At 70.0% G+C, this 23,403-nt stretch carries 4 protein-coding genes; all 4 read right to left on the reverse strand.

Annotation, left to right across the window (positions count from 1 at the left end; all coding sequences use genetic code 11):
• Position 1 precedes the first annotated feature (1 nt).
• Complete coding sequence (locus tag AB0I73_RS29770; RefSeq protein WP_363042482.1) at positions 2-18,619, reverse strand: type I polyketide synthase; 18,618 nt, start codon at positions 18,617-18,619, stop codon at positions 2-4.
• A 105-nt stretch (positions 18,620-18,724) separates the two neighbouring features.
• Positions 18,725-20,266, reverse strand: coding sequence for a long-chain fatty acid--CoA ligase (locus AB0I73_RS29775; protein ID WP_363042484.1), 1,542 nt, complete (start codon positions 20,264-20,266; stop codon positions 18,725-18,727).
• Positions 20,263-21,531, reverse strand: a complete 1,269-nt coding sequence (hemA, locus tag AB0I73_RS29780; RefSeq protein WP_363042486.1) for a 5-aminolevulinate synthase — start codon at positions 21,529-21,531, stop codon at positions 20,263-20,265. The genes AB0I73_RS29775 and hemA overlap by 4 nt, the downstream gene beginning before the upstream one ends.
• A 58-nt stretch (positions 21,532-21,589) precedes the next feature.
• Positions 21,590-23,173, reverse strand: coding sequence for a long-chain fatty acid--CoA ligase (locus AB0I73_RS29785; RefSeq protein ID WP_363042488.1), 1,584 nt, complete (start codon positions 23,171-23,173; stop codon positions 21,590-21,592).
• Positions 23,174-23,403 lie beyond the last annotated feature (230 nt).

Raw genomic sequence — 23,403 nt, forward strand, 5'->3', positions numbered from 1 at the left:
TCTACCTGCCGAGTTCGTTGTCAAGTGCTGCGAAGAGTTCGTCGTCGGTCGCCAGGTCGAGGTCGGCGCCGTCGGGGCCGCCGTCCACCGTCCGAAGCAGGCCGCGCAGTCGCGCGGCGTACGTTCCTGCCGGTCCGTCGCCGTCCGACGGGCTGGCGGCCGAGAGCGCGGCCTCAAGTGCGTCCAGGGCCGCCTGGACCGGGTCCGCTGCTTCGCCGACCAGCTCGCCCCGCAGGTGTTCGGCGACGGCTTGGGTGGTCGGGTGGTCGAAGACGAGCGTGCTGGGCAACCGCAGTTCGGTGATGGTGTTCAGCCTGTTGCGCAGTTCGACCGCGGTGAGGGAGTCGAAGCCCAGGTCCAGCAGTCCGCGCTGGACGTCGATGGTCCGTGGGGCCGGGTGGGCCAGGACGATGCCGACCTGTTCCCTGACGAGGTCGAGCAGCAGCTGCTGCTGCTCTTCCACGTCCAGGCCCGTGAGCCGCTGCGCCAGCGGGATCTCCGCTGGCGCGGAGGCACGCCGGCCGGCGCGGCGCTCGGTGCGCACCAGGCCCCGGTACAGCTCGGGCAGTGCGTCCCCGAGGCTCCGCAGTGCCGCGAGGTCGAGTGCCACCGGTGCGAGCACCGGTCGGGTCGCCGCCTCGCCATCGGCTTGTGGCACCTCGGCTCCGGCCAGGGCCGTGTCGAGGGCCGCGAGTGCCCGGTCGGCCGGCATCGGCAGGATCCCGTTGCGGGCGAGCCTGGCCCGGTCGGCACGGTCGAGGTCGTTCGCCATGCCGTCCTGCCACATGCCCCAGGCGAGGGACACGGCAGGCAGGCCCTCGGCGCGCCGGTGTTCGGCGAGCGCGTCCAGGAAGGTGTTGCTGGCGGCGTAGTTGGCCTGTCCGGCGTTGCCCACCAGGCCGGCGACGGACGAGAAGAGGACGAAGTCCGTCAGCTCCAGTCCGGCGGTCAGCTCGTGCAGGTTCCAGGCGGCTGCCACCTTCGGCCGCAGGACCCGGGAGAGGCTCTCCGGGCTCGTGGCCTCCAGCGTGGCGTCCTCGACGACTCCGGCCGCGTGCACGAGCGCGGTGAGCGGGTGCTCGTCCGGGATCGAGGCGAGCAGCCCGGCCAGCGCGTCGCGGTCGGCCGCGTCGCATGCCGCGACCCGTACCTCCGCGCCGAGCGCCGTCAGTTCGGCGACCAGGTCCTCCGCCCCGCCTCGCCGGCTGGTGAGCAGCAGGCGACGGGCGCCGCGGGTGGTCACCAGGTGCCGGGCGACCTGGGCTCCGAGGGCGCCGGTGCCACCGGTGATCAGCACCGTGCGCTCTGGGTCGAACGCGTTGTCGGCGTCCGGGGTCCGGACCGGGTAGGGGACCTTGGCGAGCCGGGTCACGTAGGCCTGTCCCTCGTGCAGTTCGAGCTGCGGTCGGGGGTCGGCCAGGGCCGCGGCCAGCAGCTCGCGGTCGGCTGGCAGGCCGTCCGTGATCACGTGCTGGAAACGTCCCGGGTGTTCGGACGCGGCGGTCCGCATCAGCCCGGAGAGTGCGCTGTGCGCCAGTTCCCCGGTGCTGACCACGGCGAGCCGCGCTCCGGCCGGCGCGTCGGCGGCGAGCCACTGCCGCAGTACCGCCAGCACCTCCTCCGTGACCTGGCCGGTCTCCTGCGGGATGGCCGGGCGTACCGGAAGGACGACCACGTCGGGTGCGGGCGCGCCGTCCGCCGTCGAGGCGGCCAGGTCGGCGAGGTCGGCGTGGTGCGCGGCGGCGAGTCCGAGGTCGGCGTCGCCGAGGACCGCGATGGTCGTGTTGCCACCGGTGGAAAGTTCCACCCCGGCCCGCTCCACCGCGTACACGTGCTGGTCGGAGGGGCGGGTCAGCGCGGTCCCCGCCGACAGGGCCCGCAGGGCGAGCGATGCGACGCCGGCGACCGGCGCGCCCGTCTCGTCGGCGATGCCGACCGCGACCGTTCCGTCCGGGCCGGGCGACAGCTTGACCCGCAGGGTGCCGGTCCGGGACCCGGTCAGCTGGACGCCGCCGAAGGAGAAGGGCAGCCGTAGCTCGGCCGACTCCTCCAGGAGCAGTGCGTGCAGCGCGGCGTCGAACAGTGCCGGGTGCAGGGCGAATCCATCAGGGTCGACGGACAGCCGTACCTCGGCGTAGAGGTCCTCGCCCGAACGCCATGCCGCCTGAAGGCCCTGGAAGGCGGGGCCGTAGCCGTAGCCCTGGTCGGCGAGGCGGTCGTACAGGTCCTCGACCGGCTGGGGTTCGGCGCCGGCCGGAGGCCAGGACGCGAGGTCGGGTTCGGGGCCGCCGGGAACGGCGGCCACCACGGTTCCGGTGGCGTGCCGGTTCCAGACGTCGCCTTCCTGGTCCCCGCGCGAGTGGACGGCGACGGGCCTGCGGCCTTCTCCGTCGGGGCCGCCGACGGAGATCTGGAGCTGGAGCGCACCCTCGTCGGGAAGGACCAGGGGTGCCTGGAGGGCGAGTTCCTCCAGCCGCTCGCAGCTGAGTGCGGCGCCCGCGTGGAGCGCGAGCTCCACCAGGGCCGTGCCCGGGACCAGCAGGGTGCCGGCGACGGCATGGTCGGCGAACCAGGGGTGGCTGCGGGCCGAGATCCGGCCGGTGAACAGGACACCGTCGGAGTCGGCGAGCGGAACCGCGGCCCCGAGCAGCGGGTGCCGTGCGGAGTCGAGTCCGGCCGAGGTGACGTCGCCGACCCCGGGCCCCTCCGCGAGCCAGTAGCGCTGGCGCTGGAAGGGGTAGGTCGGCAGGTCCGCGGCCGGTCCGGCGTTCTCGCCGAACAGTGCGCGCCAGTCCACCGGCACGCCCCGTACGTGGGCGTGGGCCAGGGCGGTAACGGCGGTGTGCGGCTCGGGGCGCCCGCCGCGCACCACCGGGACCAGGAGCGATCCCGCGTCGAGGAAGTCCTGCCCCATCGCGCTGAGCACGCCGTCCGGGCCGAGCTCCAGGAAGGTCCGTACGCCTTCGGCCTCCAGGGCGCGTGCCGCGTCCAGGAAGCGCACGGGCCGGCGGACGTGCCGGACCCAGTACTCGGGCGTGGTCAGCTCCTCGGCGCCGACCAATTGCCCGGTCAGGCTGGAGACGATCGGAATGGTGGGCGCGGCGAACGTGAGCCCCTTCGCGATCGTCTGAAATTCGCCCAGCATCGCGTCCATGTGCGGGGAGTGGAAGGCGTGGCTGACGCGCAGTTGCTTGGTCTTGCGTCCCTGGGCGGAGAGTTCGGCTCCGATGGCCTCGACGGCTTCCGCGTCGCCCGAGAGCACCACGGAGGTGGGACCGTTGACGGCGGCGATGCCCAGCAGATCCTCCCGTCCGGCGAGCAGCGGCAGCACCTCCTGCTCCTCGGCCTGCACGGCGAGCATCGCGCCGCCGCCGGGCAGTGCCTGCATCAGCCGGCCGCGGGCCGCGACGAGCTGCGCCGCGTCCGCCAGCGAGAGGACGCCGGCGACGTGCGCGGCGGCCAGCTCACCGATGGAGTGGCCCGCGAGGAAGTCCGGCCGTACGCCCCAGCCTTCGAGGAGCCGGAAGAGCGCGACCTCGGTTGCGAACAGGGCGGCCTGCGTGAAGCCGGTCTGGTCCAGCGGCGCCGGGTCCGCACCGAAGAGGACGTCGAGCAGCGGCGTTTCCAACCATGGGTCGAGCTCTTCGCATACGGCGTCCAGGGCCTCGGCGTAGGCGGGGTAGGCGGTGTACAGCTCTCGGCCCATGCCGAGTCGCTGGCTGCCCTGACCGGTGAAGAGGAAGGCCGTACGGCCGTCCACGGGTGTGCCCCGCACGGTCAGTGCCGCGCATCCGTCGACCGCTTCGGTGGCGGTGGAGGCCACCACCACGGCGCGGTGCGGCAGTCCGGCCCGTCCAACGGCCAAGGTCCGGCCCGTCGATGCCAGGTCCTGCTGCGCGGTGCCGGCGAGGGCCGCGCCCACCTGGTCGGCCTGCGCCAGCAGGGCCGCGTCGTTGTGCGCGGACAGCAGCAGCGGAACGACCGGCATCGGCTCGGCCGGCGGGACCGTCCCCTCGGCCGGCGGCTGCTCCACGATGACGTGGGCATTGGTACCGCTGATGCCGAAGGAGGACACGCCTGCCCGGCGCGGCCGCTCGGACTCGGGCCACGGCACCGCCTCGGTGAGCAGTTCCACCTCGCCGGCGGACCAGTCCACGTGCGGGCTGGGCTCGTCGATGTGGAGGCTCTTGGGAAGCACCCCGTGCTGCATCGCCATGACCATCTTGATGACGCCGGCGACACCGGCGGCGGCCTGGGAGTGTCCGATGTTGGACTTCAGGGAGCCCATCAGGAGGGGCGACGTACGCTCCTGCCCGTAGGTGGCGAGCACGGCCCGGGCCTCGATCGGGTCGCCCAACGTGGTGCCGGTGCCGTGGGCCTCCAGTGCGTCAACGTCCGCGGTAGTCAGGCCCGCGTTGGTCAGGGCTTGGCGGATCACCCGCTCCTGGGAGAGGCCGTTGGGGGCGGTGAGGCCGTTGCTCGCACCATCCTGGTTGACGGCGGTTCCGCGGATCACGCCGAGGATCCGGCGGCCGTTGCGCCGGGCGTCGGAGAGCCGCTCCAGCAGGAGGATTCCGGCGCCTTCGGCCCAGGCCGCCCCGTCCGCCTGCGTGGAGAAGGACTTGCACCGACCGTCCGGTGCCAGGCCGCGCTGCCGGCTGAACTCCACGAACAGGGTGGGCGCGGCCAGTACGGTCACACCGCCGGCCAGGGCCAGCCCGCATTCGCCGTTCCGCAGCGCCTGCGCGGCGAGGTGGACGGAGACGAGCGAGGAGGAGCAGGCGGTGTCGACGGTGATCGCCGGTCCCTGCAGGCCGAAGGTGTAGGCGACGCGGCCGGAGGCGACACTGACCGTGCTGCCGACCGCCAGGTAGCCCTCCAGGGCCTCGGGGGTGTCCTTCAGGCGTGCCGCGTAGTCGTTGGCCATGACACCGGCGAACACACCGGTCTGGCTGCCCTTGAGCGAGGTCGGGTCGATGCCCGCGCGCTCGAAGGCCTCCCAGCAGATTTCCAGCAGCAGGCGCTGCTGCGGGTCGATGGCGGTGGCCTCCCGGGCGCTCACCCCGAAGAGCTCGGGGTCGAACTGCGGAGCCTCGTAGAGGAATCCGCCGTGCCGGGTGTACGAGGTGCCCACGTGGTCGGGGTCCGCGTCGAACAGGCCGTCCAGGTCCCAGCCGCGGTCGTCCGGGAACGGGCCGATGGCGTCCCGCTCGTCGGACAGCAGCACCCACAGCTCCTCCGGGGAGCTGACCTCGCCCGGGTAGCGGCAGGCCATCGCGACGATCGCGATCGGCTCGTCGGAGGCGCCGGCGACCGGTTCGGCCTCGGCCATCGCGGCGGCCGAGCCGAGCAGTTCGGTCCGCAGGAAGCCGGCCAGCTCGACCGTGCTCGGGTAGTCGAACACCAGCGTCGCGGGCAGCTTCAGGCCTGCGGCCGCGTTCAACCGGTTGCGCAGTTCCACCGCCTTGAGCGAGTCGAAGCCCAGCTCGTTGAAGGCCCGGTCGGGCGCGACCTGGTCGGCGTCGGTGTGCCCCAGTACGGAGGCCACCACGCCGCGGACCAGTTCCAGCAGCGCGCGCTCCTGGTCCTGGGGGGCCAGGGGCGCCAGGCGTTCCTGGAGGGAGTTCCCGCCTGCCTGCTCGCCGACGGCGGCGCGCCGCGCTGGGCGCACCAGGCCGTGGAAGAGCGCGGGCAGGGTGCCGTCCTCGCTCTGTGCCCGCAGTCCGGTGTAGTCGAGCAGCGCCGGAACAAGCACCGGCCGACGGGTCGTGAGGGCCGCGTCGAACAGCGCCAGCCCCTGCTCGCTGCCGATGGGGGCGATGCCGCCCCGGGACATGCGGGCGAGGTCGGCGTCAGTCAGGTGACCGGTCATCCCGCTGCCCTCGGCCCACAGGCCCCAGGCCAGCGACGTACCGGGCAGGCCCAGGGACTGGCGGTGGTGCGCGAGGGCGTCCAGATAGGTGTTGGCCGCGGCATAGTTGGCCTGTCCCGCGGTGCCGACCGTACCGGCCAGCGAGGAGAACAGGACGAACGCGTCCAGTTCCAGGCCAGCCGTCAGCTCGTGCAGGTGCCGGGCGGCATCGACCTTGGGGCGCAGTACGGTGTCGAGCTGCTCGGCCGTGAGGGCGTGCAGCGTGCCGTCGTCGAGGACGCCGGCGGTGTGCAGGACCGCGGTGAGCGGGTGCTCCGAGGGAATCGCGTCCAGCATCGCGGCGACCGCCCTGCGGTCGGTCGTGTCACAGGCGACCACGGACACGTCGGCTCCGTGGGCCGTGAGTTCGGCCTCCAGCTCCAGCATGCCCGCCGCGTCCCGGCCGCGGCGGCTCGCCAGCAGCAGGTGCCGTACGCCGTGTTCGGCGACGAGGTGGCGGGCGAACAGCCGGCCCAGGGTGCCGGTGGCGCCCGTGATGAGCACGGTGCCCTCGGGGTTCAGGGCGGGCACGGCGTCGCCCGTCATGGGCGACTTGACCAGCCGCGGTACGAGCAGTGCCCCGTCGCGCAGGCTCACCTGCGCGTCCGGTACGGCCAGCGCACGGCCGAGCTCGGCCTCGGAGAGGTCCCAGTCCGTCAGGTCCAGCAGGCCGAACCGGTCGGGGTTCTCGGCCATGGCGGTACGCACCAGCCCCCAGACGGGAGCCGAGCCGAGTCCGGCCTCCGTGCGGGCGGTGGTCGCGTCACGGGTCACGAAAACCAGGCGCGAGTCGGCGAACCGCTCCTCGGCGAGCCACTCCTGGGCCAGCCGCAGAGCCCGGTGTGCCACGGCGCCGGGGCCGTCCTCGCCGGGGAAGGGGACCACGACGAGCGGCGGGGTTCCGATAATGCCGGCGAGGTCCGAGTAGCTGCCCAGAGGGGCGGGCAGACCGTGGCCGGAGTCGTCGAGGACGGCCCATCCGGCCTCCGGGGCGGCCTCCGGGGCGGCCTCCGGGGCGGTCGTCCACTCCACCTGGAGCAGCGGCTGGCGGAGGGTGCCCGAGCCGGCCAGCTGCGCGGGGTCCACGGCCCGCAGGCTGAGCGTCTTCACCGACGCGATCGGCGCACCGCTCGCGTCGGCGAGGGACAGGGCGGCACCCGAGCCCTCTGGGGTGATCCGTACGCGCAGCACGCTGGCGTTCACCGCGTGCAGCCGGACGCCGGTCCAGGCGAACGGCAGCGCCAGGCGGCCGTCCTCCGCGAGCGCCAGCGGGTGCAGGGCGGCGTCGAGGAGGGCCGGGTGGATCCCGAACTCGCCCGGGGGGACGTCCTTCGGGAGCGCGACCTCGGCGAACATCTCCCGGCCGGCGCGCCACAGCGCCCGCAGGCCCTGGAAGGCGGGTCCGTACTGGAAGCCCCGCTCGGCGAGCGTGTCGTACGCCGCCGTCAGGTCGACCGGCTCGGCGCCGGCCGGGGGCCAGGCGGTGTCGGCCGGGGGCCAGGCGGTGTCGGCCGGTACGCCCGCACGTCCTTCCGCGTGACCCAGTACGCCGGTGGCGTGCAGGGTCCACGGGTGGATCGCGGCGTCGTCGGACTCGGGCTCCGGGCGGGAGTGGACCGACAGCGCGCGCTGGCCCTCCTCGTCCGGAGCGTCGACCACGACCTGGAGCTGTACTGCGCCGCGGCCGGTCAGCACCAGCGGTGCCTGGAGGGTCAGCTCGTCGAGCTGGTCGAGGCCCGTGTGGTCACCCGCCCGGATGGCGAGGTCCACGAAGGCGGTACCGGGGAGCAGCACGGTGCCAGCCACAGCGTGGTCCGCCAGCCAGGGCTGCGTGTTCAGGGCGATCCTGCTGCTCAGGACCAGCTTGTCCTGGTCGGCCGTCCAGAGCGCGGCGCCGATGAGCGGGTGCCGCTCGGCGGCCATGCCGAGCCCGCCCGCGTCCCCGGCCGTCGCCGGGCCCTCCAGCCAGTGGCGCCGGCGCTGGAAGGGGTAGGTCGGCAGGTCGACGACCGCGCCGGGTCCGCCGACCACGGCAGCCCAGTCGAGCGGGGCGCCGGAGACGTGGGCCTGCGCCGCGGAGGCGAGGAAGTCGTCGAGTCCACCCTCGTCACGGTGGAGCGAGGGCACGGTGACGGCACTGTCGTACGACGTGTCGTCGATCGTCTCCTGGAGCGCGACGGTCAGCACCGGGTGGGCGCTGGCTTCGATGAAGACGCGGTGGCCCTGGTCGAGCAGGGTCCGGGTGGCCTCCTCCAGCTGGACGGTCCGGCGGAGGTTGCGGAACCAGTACGAGCCGTCGAGCTCCGTGCCGTCCAGCGGCTGCCCGGTGACGGTGGAGAGGAAGGGCACCTTGACGGCGCGCGGGGTGAGCGAGGACAGGGCGTCGAGAAGCTCGTCCCGCAGGCTTTCGACGTGCGCGGAGTGGGAGGCGTAGTCGACCGGGATGCGCTTGGCGCGCATGTTGTTGTCCTTGCAGTGGGCGACCAGTTCCTCGAGCGCGGTCACCTCTCCGGCGACGACCACGGAACGCGGGCCGTTGTGTGCGGCAATGTCGATCGCGCCGCCCCAACGGGCGATGAGCTCGCGGACCTCGGCGGCCGGCAGAGCCACCGACACCATCCCGCCCGTACCCGCCAGCTTCACGATCGCCCGGCTGCGCAACGCCACGACCTTCGCCGCATCCTCGAGCGACAGCGCCCCCGACACCACGGCCGCCGCGATCTCGCCCTGCGAGTGGCCGACCACCGCATCCGGCTCGATGCCCACCGAACGCCACAACGCCGCCAGCGACACCATCACCGCCCACAGCGCCGGCTGCACCACGTCCACCCGGTCGAAACCGGGCGCACCCTCCGCACCGCGCAGGACGTCCAGCAGCGACCAGTCCGTGAACGGCGCCAGCGCCCGCTCGCACTCCACCAGCCGGGCGGCGAACACCGGGGAGGAGTCGAAGAGTTCCAGAGCCATGCCCTGCCACTGCGAACCCTGACCCGGGAACACGAACACCGTCTTGCCCGGGCCCGTGACCGCGCCCTGCACCAGGTTGGCCGCGGACCCACCCGAGGCCAGCGCCTCGAGGCCCGCCAACAGCTCGTCCCGGCCGGCGCCCGAAACCGTCGCCCGGAAGGGGAGGTGCGGGACCCGGGTCGCGAGAGCCGAAGCCACCCGCGCCGGGTCGACGATCTCCGAGGCCAGCAGCTCACGCACCTGGCCGGCACGCGCCGCCAGGGCCGCCTCGCTCTTCGCCGAGACCACCAGCGGAAGCCCCGCCACCACCGGCTCACCGGCCACGACCGGCTCCGGGCCCTGCTCCAGGACCACATGGGCGTTCGTACCGCTGATACCGAACGCGGACACGGCCGCGCGACGCGGACGCGCCACCTCCGGCCACGGCCGACGCTCGGTGACCAGCTCCACCGCACCCGTCGACCAGTCGACGTGCGGTGTCGGCTCGTCCACGTGCAGCGTCGGCGGAAGCTCCCCGCTACGCATCGCCATCAGCATCTTGATGATGCCCGCGACACCCGCGGCAGCCTGCGTGTGACCGATGTTCGACTTGATCGATCCCAGACGCAGCGGCTCTTCACGGTCCTGGCCGTAGGTGGCCAGCAGCGCGTTGGCCTCGATCGGGTCACCGAGCCGGGTACCGGTGCCGTGCGCCTCGACCGCGTCCACTTCGTGCGGAGCGAGGCGGGCGTTGGCGAGGGCCTGGCGGATGACGCGTTCCTGCGAGGGCCCGTTGGGGGCGGTGAGGCCGTTGCTCGCACCGTCCTGGTTGACCGCGGAACCACGGATCACACCAAGGATGTCGTGCCCGAGCCGCTGAGCGTCCGACAGACGCTCCAGCACCAGCATGCCCGCGCCCTCGGCCCAACCCGTACCGTCCGCCGAAGCCGCGAACGACTTGCTGGTCCCGTCCGGCGACAGACCACGCTGACGCGAGAACTCGACGAAGGTCGTCGGCGTGGACATCACGGTGACACCGCCGGCGAGTGCCATCGAGCACTCGCCCTGGCGCAGCGCCTGAGCGGCCAGATGCACCGCCACCAGCGACGAGGAACACGCCGTGTCCAGCGTCACCGCCGGCCCCTCGAAACCGAACGTGTAAGCCACCCGGCCCGACAGGACACTCGAGATCGTGCCCGTCAGCAAATGCCCCTCGAAGCCCTCCGGAGCACTCCCCAGCCGCGACCCGTAGTCGTTGTACATCACACCCGCGTAGACACCGGTCGAGGAACCCCGCAGCGAGGCGGGGTCGACTCCCGCACGCTCCAGCGCCTCCCACGCGACCTCCAGCAGCACACGCTGCTGCGGGTCGGTCGCGATCGCCTCACGCGGACTCAGACCGAAGAACTCGGCATCGAACTCCGCGGCCTCGTAGAGGAATCCGCCCTTGCGCGTGTACGACTTACCGATCTTCTCGGGGTCCGGGTCGAAAAGGCCTTCCACGTCCCAGCCGCGGTCGGACGGGAACTCGTCGATCGCGTCCCGGCCCTCCGCCACGAGCCGCCACAGGTCCTCCGGCGAGGAGACCCCGCCCGGGTAGCGGCAACCCATACCGACCACAGCGATCGGCTCGTCCAGTCCCGGGGCGTGGGCGGCCACCGACGGGACGCCAACCGTTCCGGTCGCGTCGAGCCGGTCCAGCAGGAAGTCCGCCACCGCCTGGGGCGACGGGTGGTCGAACACGAGGGTGGTGGGCAGTCGCAGCCCGGTCACCGAATTGAGCCGGTTGCGCAATTCGACACCCGTGAGGGAGTCGAAGCCGGTGTCCTTGAATGCTTTGGCCGGGTCGATGTCGGCGTTGGCCCCGTGCCCGAGAACCAAGCCCACGGCCTCCCGTACGGTCTGAAGTACGGCCTGCGCCCGCTCCTCCTCGGCCAGCGCGATCAGCCGCTGGACCCACGACGAGTCGGCGTCGCGGGCGGCGCCGACCGCCTGCCGGCGGCGGACGCGGACCAGGCCGGTGAACAGCTCGGGGAGCGCGTTCCCCTCGGCCCGAGCGCGCAGGGCGCCCAGGTCGAGTTCGGCGGGGACCAGCAGCGGCTCCGCCGAGGCCAGCGCCGCGTCGAACAGATCGAGACCCAGTTCCGGGGTCAGCGGGACGATTCCGCTCCGCTTCCACCGCGCGACGTCGGCGTCGGCGAGGGTTCCGGCCATGCCGTCGGCGCTGTCCCACAGGCTCCACGCGAGGGAGGTGGCGGGCAGGTTCTGGGCGCGGCGGTGCTGCGCGAGGGCGTCGAGGAAGGTGTTCGCGGCCGCGTAGTTGGCCTGGCCAGCGTTGCCCATGAGACCCGCGATGGACGAGAACATGACGAACGAAGCAAGGCCGAGGGACTCGGTAATGCGGTGGAGATTCCAGGCCGCGTCCACCTTCGGACGCATCACCCGCTCCAGGTGACCGGCCGACAGCGAGGCGACCGTCGCATCGTCCAGGACACCCGCCGTATGCACCACGGCAGTCAGCGGACGCTCGACCGCGACCTCATCCAACAGACCCGCCAGCGCGTCGAAGTCCGACACGTCACACGCCGCCACCCGAGCCCGCGCACCCAACTCCGCCAGCTCCGCCACGAACTCGGCAGCACCCGGGGTCCCACCACCACGACGCGACACCAGCAGCAGGTGCCGCGCACCGTGATGCGTCACCAACCGACGCGCCACCAGACGGCCCAACGTACCCAGAGCACCGGTCACCAGGACCGTACCCTCCGGATCCAAACCCTCCACCACACCCGCCACGACACCCGCAGCACGCGCCAGACGCGGCACGAACAGCCCGCCGCCCCGCACCGCCACCTCAGGCTCACCCGAAGCCAACACGGCAGGCAGCAGCTCCAGACCACCCTCGTCCACGTGGGCGAGGACCAGTCGGCCGGGCTGCTCGGTCTGCGCGGTACGGATCAGGCCCACGAGCGGGGCCGTGTGCAGCGCGCCGTCCGGCACTACGAGGACGAGGCGGCTCTCCGCGAACTGCGGGGCGGCCAGCCATTCCCGCACCGCCTCCAGCCCACGCGCCGCCGAGGCGTGGGTCTGGTCGAGTACATCACCGGTGGTGCCTACGACGAGCTCCTGCTCGCCGATCACCACGAACTCCGGTACGGCAGATCCGGCGTCGACCGCGGCGCCGAGCGCGGCGAGGTCGCCATAGGGCGCCTCGCCCAGCCGGACCCACCGCTGGTCGGCGACCGGCTCGGGCACCGGGACGGCCTCCCAGGCCACCCGGTACAGAGACTCCACGGCCGGGCTGGCAACGGCGAGCTGATCGCGAGCGATCGGCCGCAGGGCGACCGACTCGATCGCCGCCACCGGAGCGCCGGCGCCGTCGGCGAGAGCGAGACGGGCCGTGTCCTGGCCGGTACGGGTCCAGCGGACGCGCAGCACCGTGGCACCGACCGCGTGCAGCACGAAGCCCGAGAACGAGAACGGCAGACGGATCGTGCTGTCGTCCTGCGCCGAGGCAGCGTCCTCCAACATGAGCACGAGCGGGTGCAGAACCGCGTCGAGGACGGCGGGGTGCACACCGAAGCGCGCGGCTTCGGCGTGGAGCTGGTCGGGCAGGGTGACCTCGGCGAAGAGGTCGTCGCCGGCGCGCCAGGCGGCGCGCAGGCCGTGGAAGGCCGGCCCGTAGCCGTAGCCCAAGTCGTCGAGGCGGTCGTAGACGCCGTCCAGTGGGATGGGGGTGGCATCGGCCGGGGGCCACTGGTCCAGGGAAACGCCCGGCGAGGGGACGGAGGACGTGAGCAGGCCGGCCGCGTGGGCGGTCCACTGCTCTTCGCCGGTCCGCGAGTACACGGTGAACCGACGATCGCCGCGCGCGTCGGCCCGGTCGACGGTCAGCCGCAGCTGAGCGCCCGTCCTCTCCGAAAGGATCAGGGGTGCCTGGAGGGTGAGTTCCTCGACGGTGGCGTAACCCAGCTGCTCGGCCGCGGTGCCCGCGAGCTCCAGGAACACCGTCCCCGGGACCAGGACCGACCCACCGATCGCGTGATCGGCCAGCCACGGATGCGAGGACAACGACACCGAAGCCGAGAACTGCACTGCATCACCATCAGGCTCCGTGATCATCGCAGCCAACAACGGATGATCCACAGCCGTCAGACCCAGACCCGCTGCATCACCGGAACGCGGCGCATCCAACCAGAAACGCTCACGCTGGAACGCATACGTCGGCAGCTCCACCACACCGGAACTCGGCAGGACCCCCTCCCAGTCCACACCCACACCATGTGCGTGCACAGCGCCCAGGGCGGCGAGGAGGGAACGCTTCTCGGCACGGTCCTTGCGCAGCACCGGAACCACGACGACGCCCTCGGTGTCGGCCAGGCACTCGCCCGTCAGCCCCGCGAGCGTCCCGTCGGGTCCCAGCTCCACGAACGCCGTCACACCAAGACCGGCCAGCGTGGCGATGCCGTCGGCGAAACGGACCGCCGAACGGGCCTGAACAGCCCAGTACTCGGCGGTGAACTCCTCGACCACCTCACCGGTGACATTCGAGACGACCGGGATCCGGGAAGCCGCATAGGTCAGAGTCCGGGCGACCTCGGTGAGCTCCGCCAGCATTCCGTCCAGGTGCGCGGAGTGGAAAGCGTGGCTCACCTTCAGCCGTGTCGCCTTCACCCCCTCCCCGCGAGCCAGTTCCAGGACTTCGAGCACGGCCGTCTCGTCACCCGAGATCACGGTGCCGGCAGGGCTGTTGAACCCGGCTACATCCACACCGGAACGACCCTCGAGCCACCCGGCGACGCGCGCTTCACCCGCGTTCAGGGCAACCATCGCCCCGCCCTCGGCAACACCCTCCATCAGACGCGCCCGCGCACACACCAGACGCGCGGCGTCCTCGAGCGACAGCACACCCGCCACATGGGCCGCCGCCAGCTCACCCACCGAATGACCCACCAGATAATCCGGGGTCACCCCGTAATGAGACAGCAGACGGAACAGGGCCACCTCGACCGCGAACAACGCCGGCTGAGTGAACACCGTCCGCTGAAGCAGCTCCGGCTCACCCTCGATCACCCCGGCGAGCGAACGGTCCAAGTGGACGTCCAACGCCCCGACGACCTCGTCGAACGCAGCCGCGAACACCGGCTCGGCCGCATACAGCTCACGGCCCATGCCCACACGCTGACTGCCCTGTCCGGAGAACAGGAACGCCACCGAACCCGCCGAGACGGCCTCGCCCGGGGTCAACGCCCGCAGAGCGCCCAGGAGTTCCTCACGGGTCTCCCCCACGACCACCGCACGGTGATCGAAACGGGCACGCGACACGGCCAGCGAACGGCCCACAGCCACGACGTCCAGCTCCGGCCGCTCCTCCAGGAACGACACCAGCCGATCCGCCTGCTCCGACAGAGCGGCCCCCGACTTGCCCGACACCACCCACGGCACCGGACCCGGCACCGGCAGCTCCGCCACCGGAGCTTCGGTCTCCGTGACCTGCTCGACGATGAGGTGTGCGTTGGTACCGCTGATACCGAAGGACGAGATGCCCGCCCGGCGCGGACGGTCGAACTCCGGCCACTGCTGGGCCTGCGTCAGCAGCTCCACCGCGCCGGCCGACCAATCGACGTGCGAGGTCGGCTCGTCCACGTGCAGCGTCGCCGGGAGAACCCCGTGACGCATGGCCATGACCATCTTGATCACGCCCGCGACACCCGCCGCGGCCTGCGTGTGACCGATGTTCGACTTCAGCGAGCCGAGTCGGAGCGGCTCTTCGCGGTCCTGGCCGTAGGTGGCCAGCAGCGCCTGCGCCTCGATCGGGTCGCCGAGCTTGGTGCCCGTGCCGTGCGCCTCCACCGCGTCCACCTCGGACGCCGACAGGCGGGCGTTGGCCAGCGCGGCGCGGATGACCCGCTCCTGCGAAGGCCCGTTCGGGGCCGTCAGACCGTTGCTCGCACCATCCTGGTTCACGGCGGAACCACGGATCACCGCGAGCACCTGGTGCCCGTTGCGCTCCGCGTCCGACAGCCGCTCCAGGACCAGCAGACCCACACCCTCGGCCCAGCCCGTACCGTCCGCCGACGAGGAGAACGCCTTGCAACGCCCGTCCGGCGACAGCCCGCGCTGCCGGGAGAACTCCACGAACATGCCGGGCGTGGCCATGACGGACACACCGCCGGCGATGGCCACGGAGGACTCGCCCTGGCGCAGCGACTGCGCGGCAAGGTGGAGCGCGACGAGCGAGGACGAGCAGGCGGTGTCGACCGTCACCGCCGGGCCCTCCAGCCCGAAGGTGTAGGCCAGCCGGCCCGAGGCCACACTGGCGGTGTTGCCCGTCAGCAGGTAGCCGTCGTATCCGCCGGACGGCTCGTGCAGCCGCGGCCCGTACTCCTGTGCCGTCGCGCCCACGTACACACCGGTGCGGGTGCCGCGCAGCGCGGCGGGGTCGATGCCCGCCTGCTCGAAGGCCTCCCAGGCCGTTTCCAGCAGCAGCCGCTGCTGGGGCTCCATCGCCGCCGCCTCGCGGGGACTGATGCCGAAGAACTCTGCGTCGAACCGGTCCGCATCGTGCAGGAAACCACCTTGTGTGGCGTAGGTCTTGCCGGGGCTGTCCGGATCGGAGGTGAAGAGCGAATCAAGGTCCCAGCCTCGGTTGGTCGGGAATCCGTCGACCGCATCGACCTCGCTGCTGACCAGACGCCACAGGTCCTCCGGAGAGGCGACCCCTCCCGGCAGTCGGCATGCCATGCCCACGATCGCGATCGGCTCGTCAAGGGCTGTGGCCTCGTACTCGTCGTCATCCTGGCCCTGGTCCAGGCCGAGGAGCTGACCACCGAGGTGTTCGGCGAGGACGGCCGGGGTCGGGTGGTTGAAAAGGAGGCCGGAGGGCAGCGACAGCCCGGTGGCCCTGTTCAGTGCGTTCCGAAGCTCGACGGACGAGACGGAGTCGAAGCCCAGGTCCTTGAAGGTCGTGTCGATGTCCACGTCGCGCGCCGATCCGTGGCCGAGCACTGCTGCCACGTGCGCACGCACCAGCTCCAGCTCATCGCCGCGCGGCGCGGACCACTTCGGACCGCTCCGCTGTGCCGCGACGGTCCGGACCTGGACCGGCCCGGTCGCCGGACCTTCCAGCCAGAAAGGCTCACGCTGGAAGGCGTACGTGGGCAGATCCACCACATCCGAACCCGGCAGGAAGCGCTCCCAGTCCACCTCCACACCGTTGGCGTGCGCCTCTGCGATCGAGGTCAGGAAACGATCCTGTCCACCGTCGTCGCGCCGCAGCGATCCGACGACAACAGTGCCGCCGACGCCGGCTTCGTCGGCCGTGTCGCTGAGGGCCGAGGTGAGCACCGGGTGGGCACTGATCTCGATGAAGACGTGATGCCCGTCGCCGAGCAGAGCACGGGTGGCCTCTTCCAACCGGACGGTCTGGCGGAGGTTGCGGAACCAGTACCCGCCGTCGAGCTCCTCACCGTTCAGCGGCTGCCCGGTGACGGTGGAGAAGAACCTGATGTCACCGGTGCGCGGCGTGACGCCGGCCAACAGCTCCCGCAGCTCGTCCTTCAGCAGGTCGACGTGGGCGGAGTGAGAGGCGTAGTCGACCGGAATGACGCGGGCGCGGTATCCCCTGTCCTCACTTTGAGCGACGAGGTCGGCCAGGGCCTCCGGGTCGCCGGAGACGACCGTGCTCACGGGGCCGTTGTGTGCGGCGATGTCGATCGCGCCGCCCCAGTGGGCGATGAGCTCGCGAACCTCGTCGGCCGGTAGGGCCACCGAGACCATCCCGCCCGTACCCGCCAGCTTCACGATCGCCCGGCTGCGCAACGCCACGACCTTCGCCGCATCCTCGAGCGACAACACACCGGCAACCACAGCCGCCGCGATCTCGCCCTGCGAGTGGCCGACCACCGCATCCGGCTCGATGCCCACCGAACGCCACAACGCCGCCAGCGACACCAGCACCGCCCACAACGCGGGCTGCACCACATCCACCCGGTCGAAACCGGGCGCACCCTCCACACCGCGCAGCACATCCAGCAGCGACCAGTCCGTGAACGGCGCCAACGCCCGCTCACACTCCACCAGCCGGGCGGCGAACACCGGGGAGGAGTCGAACAGCTCAAGCGCCATGCCCTGCCACTGCCAACCCTGGCCAGGAAAGACGAACACCGTCTTACCCGCACCGCCCGGCACCGCACGACCCGTCACCACACCAGCCGCAGGCACACCCGCGGCCAACGCCCGAACACCCGCCAGCAGCTCCTCGCGCGTCTCCCCCACAACCACCGCACGGTGATCGAAACGAGCACGCGACACCGCGAGCGAGCGTCCCACCGCCGCGGCATCCAGCTCCGGCCGCTCCTCCAGGAACGACGCCAGCCGCCCCGCCTGACCGGCCACAGCCTCAGCCGACTTGCCCGACACCACCCACGGCACCACACCCGAGCCGGACTCGGCGCCAGGCGACTCCTCTTCCGCAGCCGACTCGGTGCGCCAGTCCGACAGCACGACGTGGCAGTTCGTACCGCCCACACCAAACGAGCTGACACCTGCGTAGAGCGGCTCGTCCGGCCGCGGCCATGCCTCGAGGCTTCGCTGCACGGCGAGCTTCAACTCGTCGAACGGAATGTCCGGGTTGGGGGTTTCGAAGTTCAGGCTCGGCACAAGCTCGCGGTGACGGATGCAGAGCGCCGCTTTCAGCAGGCCGACGATGCCGGCGGCACCCTCGAGGTGTCCGACGTTTGTCTTCACCGATCCGACCCGCAGCTCGGCTCCGTCCACGCGGCCGTCACCGAGCACCGCGCCCAGAGCCGACGCTTCAATCGGGTCGCCCACCTTGGTACCCGTGCCGTGGAGTTCGACGTACTGCACCTGCTCCGCGGACACCCTGGCACGCTCGTACGCCTGCCGCAGGACATCCTGCTGGCCGGCCGGACTCGGGACGGTGAGACCCTCGGTCGTCCCGTCGTTGTTCATCGCGCTGCCGTGCAGCACGCAGTAGACCGGGTCGCCGTCCGCTACGGCGGCGTACAGCGGCTTGAGCACGACGAACGCGCCGCCCTCACCGCGTACATATCCATTCGCCCTCGCGTCGAAAGTGAAGCTGAGACCGTCTTGTGAAAGTGCGCCGAACCGCTCCGCGCCGATGGTGCTGTCCGGCACCAGATTGAGGTTGACACCGCCGGCGATGGCCATGGCGGACTCGCCACGGCGCAGGCTCTCTACTGCCAGGTGCACAGCGACCAGCGAGGAGGACCGGTCGGTGTCCACGGCCGCACTCGGTCCGTGCAGACCCAGGGTGTAGGAGATCCGGTTGGCAATGACGCCGCGGTTGAGACCGGTCAGGGTGTGGCGGGTGATGCCTTCGGCCCCGTGCTGACGCGTGAGGGTGGCATAGTCGTCGGCGATGACGCCGACGAAGACACCGGTCCGGCTGTCGGCAAGATCGGACGGGAGGATCCTGGCGTCCTCCAGTGCCTCCCAGGCGAGCTCGAGCATCAGCCGCTGCTGCGGATCCATCGACGACGCCTCACGCGGACTGACACCGAAGAAGCCTGCATCAAAGCCGCTGACGTCCTCGAGATAGCCCCCCGGCCGGGAGGGCAGTTCGGGGCGGCCTGCCGGGGGCGCGCCGATCGCACTGCGGCCGTCGCGCAGCAGCTGCCACAGTTGCGCGGGGTTCTCCGCGTGCGGCAGTCGGCAGGACATACCGACGATCGCGATCGCCTCGGTCGATATCGACGTGTCAGCTTGGAATTCAACCATGGTCGAGTCGCCCCACCTATTGTCACGTACGATGCCTGAGAGGAGGCGTAGCACCCGCAGCCGCGCCGCGAGTGCTACGCCGATGTGATTCTTTTTCGTTTGCAGTTACGAGCTGACGGCCGGCTCGTATTTCGAGACGAGCATCCGCTTGAGAACTTTTCCGCTGGTTCCCAACGGGAGAGCGTCGGTGAACTCGACTCGCCGAGGGTACTTATATGCGGCGAGACGCTGTCTGCCCCATTCGATGATCTCGTCATCCGATCCAGCGGTGACGTCCTCCGGCCGGGCAGGCACGACAATCGCCCAGACCTCCTCACCAAGCTCAGGATGCGGAACACCGATGACTGCCACCTGCGCCACGGCCGGATGCCCGACGAGGATCTCCTCGATTTCGCGCGGGTAGACGTTGTAGCCGCCGCGAAGAATCAAGTCCTTCTTACGGCCCACGACCGAAAGGTAGCCGTCGCCGTCAAGCCTGCCGAGATCGCCGGTGAGGAACCAGCCGTCGATCAAAACCTCGGCGGTGATATCCGGGCGACCGAGATATCCGGCCATGACGTTCGGACCGCGCACCACAATCTCGCCCACCTCACCGACCGGCAGGAGATCAATCCTGTCGGCATTCGGCCGGGCTATACCGACAGTGATGCCCGTGATCGGAACACCGACTGTTCCGGATCGAAAAGTCACGCCCGGATAGTGATATGCGACGCTGCAGGAGGTCTCGGTCATCCCGTAGCCCTCGTACACAGGACATCCGAATGTGCTTCGGACCTCTTCGAGAGTCTTGACCGGAAGCGCCGATCCCCCGCTGTACACGCGGTCGAGTCGAGGAACCTGCTCTCCCTGAGCCACCGCGTCAAGCAACTTGACATACATGGTCGGCACGCCCATGAACACCGTGCATCGGTGTTCCGTCATCAGCGCGAGGGCCTCCCGCCCGGAGAACCTCGGCATCATGACGATGGATATACCGGCGCGGAAGCCGGTCAGCATGCCGCAGATCTGACCGAAGCCGTGCGACAGCGGCAGACACCCGAGCAATACGTCGTCACTCCGGAACATGTACGGAGTGGCGACCATCCTCTCGACGTTGTACAGAATGTTCCGGTGGGTGAGCATCACCCCTTTCGACTCACCCGTCGTACCGGACGTGTAGAACACGACCGCGACATCGTCGGGTTCCCGCACCGCGGAATCGTCGATCGGCGCCGTGTCCTGTGCCGCGTTCTCCAGGTCGACAGTGCCCGCGGAGCCCGGGCCGACGGTGAGGAGAACCGTTCCGAGCGGCTCCGCCGCCTCTCTCGCCTGAGCGAGCAAGGAGGCGGCGCACACCAGAAAACGGGCGTCGGCATCGGTCAGTACATGATCGATCTCCGACGCGGTCGACATGACGTTCAGCGGGACCGCGATGGCGCCGGCCGCCAGCACGCCGAAGTACACGACGGGAAACTGCGGGGTGTCGACCAGGAGCATGGCGACCCGGTCTCCTGGCCGTACCCCGTTGGCTCGCAACACGGCGGCGTAGCGACGTGCCTGTTCCCACAGCCGCCCGTAGGTGAAGTGCTCGGACTCGTGGATCACGGCCGAGTGGTCGGGTCGCTGCGCCGCGGTGTCGGCCAGCACGTCGGCAACTGACATGGTCATCCGGCGATGCGGGCGCCGCCACCGCGGAGCTCGGACGTGGACCAGTCCCGGGCACTCGCGGTCGGGATGTTCAGTTCCTTCCAGATCCCATGAAGGGCGTCGGCGAAGGTCTCAACATCCTTCTGATCGTGCACGGCAGACGGAGCGATCCGCAGGATCTCCTCGCCCGCGGGCACGCTGGGGGCGTTGATGGACTGGACGTAGATCCCGTGCCGCTCGAACAGCAGCTGGGACGCCCGCTTGCACAGTTCGTCATCACCGACGAAGGCCGCAACGATATGGGAGTCCGTCGAGATGAACGGGATGTCGGCCGCGATCAGAAGGCTGTGCAGAAGCCGCGCGTTCTCCGAGAGAGTCTCTCGCTCGACATCGGAGGACCGCAGGTACTGAACCGACGCCAGCGCAGCGGCCGCGACCGCCGGCGGCGGCGAGGTGGTGAAGACGAACGAGCGCGCATAGGTCCGCACCGCGTCCACGAGGGCCGCCGGTCCCGCGATGTAGCCGCCGACCGTCCCGTACCCCTTTGCCAAGGTACCCATCACGACCGTGAACCGGTCGGCGATGCCTTCCCGCGCGGCGATGCCGGCGCCCTGCGGGCCGTACATGCCGACCGCGTGGACCTCGTCGATGAAGGTCGTGGCACCGTACTTGTCCGCGATGTCGGCAATCTCGGCGAGCGGCGCGACGTTGCCCGACATGGAATAGACCGTTTCCACGACGATGAGCTTCGGGCAGTCGGCGGGAGCGGCCGCGATCAGTTCTTCCAGGTGGGCGACATCGTTGTGCCTGAAGACGTGCTTCTTCGCGCCGCTGTGCCGGAGACCGTCGATGATCGAGGCGTGGTTCTTCGCATCGGAAAATACGACGGTGTCTTTCGGCAGCCCCGCCAGCACGGTGAGGGATCCCTCGTTGGCCGTGTATCCCGATGTGAAAAGGAGAGCCGATTCCTTGCCGTGCAGATCCGCCAGCTCATTTTCGAGAAGGACGTGATAGTGGTTGGTTCCACCGATGTTCCGGGAACCTCCGGAGCCTACGCCATGGGTATCTATCGCGGATTGCATAGCCGCGATGGCCTGGCGATTCTGACCCATTCCCAGATAGTCATTGCTGCACCAGACGCTTACTTCCGATTCCACCCCATCGCGCCGCGCAGCGGCCATGGGGTAATCACCGGAACGACGGCCGATCTCCAGGAACTCACGCTTGCTTCCAGCAAGATCGTCAGCGGTTGCCCCATTCAGGTATGATGCCAGATGAACGTTCATTCACTCGCCTTCTCGACGTTGCGTTTGGATTGACCTGCGAACCGAAAGGTCTACCCGACTAGGAATATTGCGACTTCAGGAGCACCTTGTCGGGCTTGCCGTTGCTGTTCATCGGTAGAGCGCTCAAGACGTGTATCTTCTCGGGCACATGAATCGGCGACAGCGCCTCAGAAATCCTCGCGCGGATTTCTTCCACCTCGGCCACCTCAGCCGGATCGCATTCGATCGCGGCGTGGATGTGATCGCTTCCATCCTCGTCCTGCACACTGTAGACGGCGGCGTGCCGGACACCTGGGTGGGAAAGAATTTCCGCCTCGAGAACTATTGGATGAACCTTGACGCCGCCGACCTTGATGACATGGGCCACCCGGCCCAAGAGAGTCAGGTAGCCCCGCTCGTCGAGCCGGCCGATATCTCCGGTGAAATACCAGCCGTCACGAAGAACTTGTGCAGTCAACTCCGGGTTGCCGTTATAGCCGTCCATCATCTGAGGCGAGCGGACACGAACCTCGCCGATTTCTCCCGCCGCCAGCTGCGCGCCCGAATTCGAGTTGCAGACGACGACCTCCACCTCAGGGAAGGGCCGACCGACAGTAGCCGCGAGTTCTGGGTCGCCGTGCTCCTGAGGCGTCAGGATCGTGATCCGACCGCTCTCACTCGTGGCATATCCCTGCGCCAGAGCAGGGCCGAAAAGCTGAAAAGCCTGTGCAATTCTCGCGGGTGCTGCAGGGCTGCCGCCGTAGACGATCCGCTTCAGCGAAGACAGGCCCGCAGCTTCCACAGCGGCAGTGTCACGGATTCCTCGCCCGGCCAGATGGTCGATGAGTTGGAACACGTGATTCGTTGCCATGAACGTCCACGAGACCTCCTTCTCCGCAGAGACGGTGTCCACGAATTTCTCGGCATCGAAGCTCTCATGGAGATAGAGCGCTCCGCCCAGGGCGAAGACCGCGTCCACCATCGCGGCGACGCCATGACTCAGAGGGGTCGACACCAGGATCGACGCACAGTCGTATTCACGACCGACGCCCATCCATGCACGCATCGTGGCTTCCCACGCACGGCCCGACAACCGGATGCCCTTGGGCCGGCCCGTGCTGCCACTCGTGAAGCCGATGAAGGCCAGCGCATCCGGATCCCATGACACGGCGTCCGGAGTGTCGGCATCATCGACCCGGCCGACCTCGCTGCGTTCCCCATCCTGAACTCGCGTTACGGGGATCCCACTACCATCAGCGAGCTCTGTCGCGCGCTCCGAACTCTCGGCATCGGCATAGACGGTCACGGCTTCGGTTTCGCGCAGGATCTGGATCTGGTGATCCAGCGGAAGGACCGTTGTCCTAGTACCAGGATTAGTGGTTCGCAGATAGCACACGGCGCCGCCGAGCAGATGTGTCGCGTACCGCACGGTGAGCATCTCAGGGCTGTTGGGTGCGACGAGAATCGCCACCACATCCCCCTTGCCCACTCTGCGGTTGCGCAGCGCAAGGAATGTTTCCGTCACGGACCGGATCAGGTCGCCACCAGAGAAGGTTTCGCCACGCCAATGAACGACATCTCGATCCGGCGTGGCTGCGAGCAGCGAGAGGATCTCCGAGACATAACTTCGACTTGCGCTCCACCAATGCACAGGCAGGCTCATGGGACCTTCCTTTAACCTTGCCAACTATCACGACGTCATCCAATTGGGCGTTCAATCTTCACCATGCAATTGAAGTAAGCGGTAGATCGTTCGACTGGCTACAACGGAGTGTCGGAAGGCGTCCCGATCGGGGTAGCCGTTCGGTGCGCGTGCCGGACGGCCACCCAGGGCGTCGGCGTTCTCGATGGAGGTGACCGTGGTCCGGGAGCGTGTGGAAGAGCTCGAGTCCC

The sequence above is a fragment of the Streptomyces sp. NPDC050388 genome (assembly GCF_040655635.1).
In the GTDB taxonomy this organism is placed as follows: domain Bacteria; phylum Actinomycetota; class Actinomycetes; order Streptomycetales; family Streptomycetaceae; genus Streptomyces.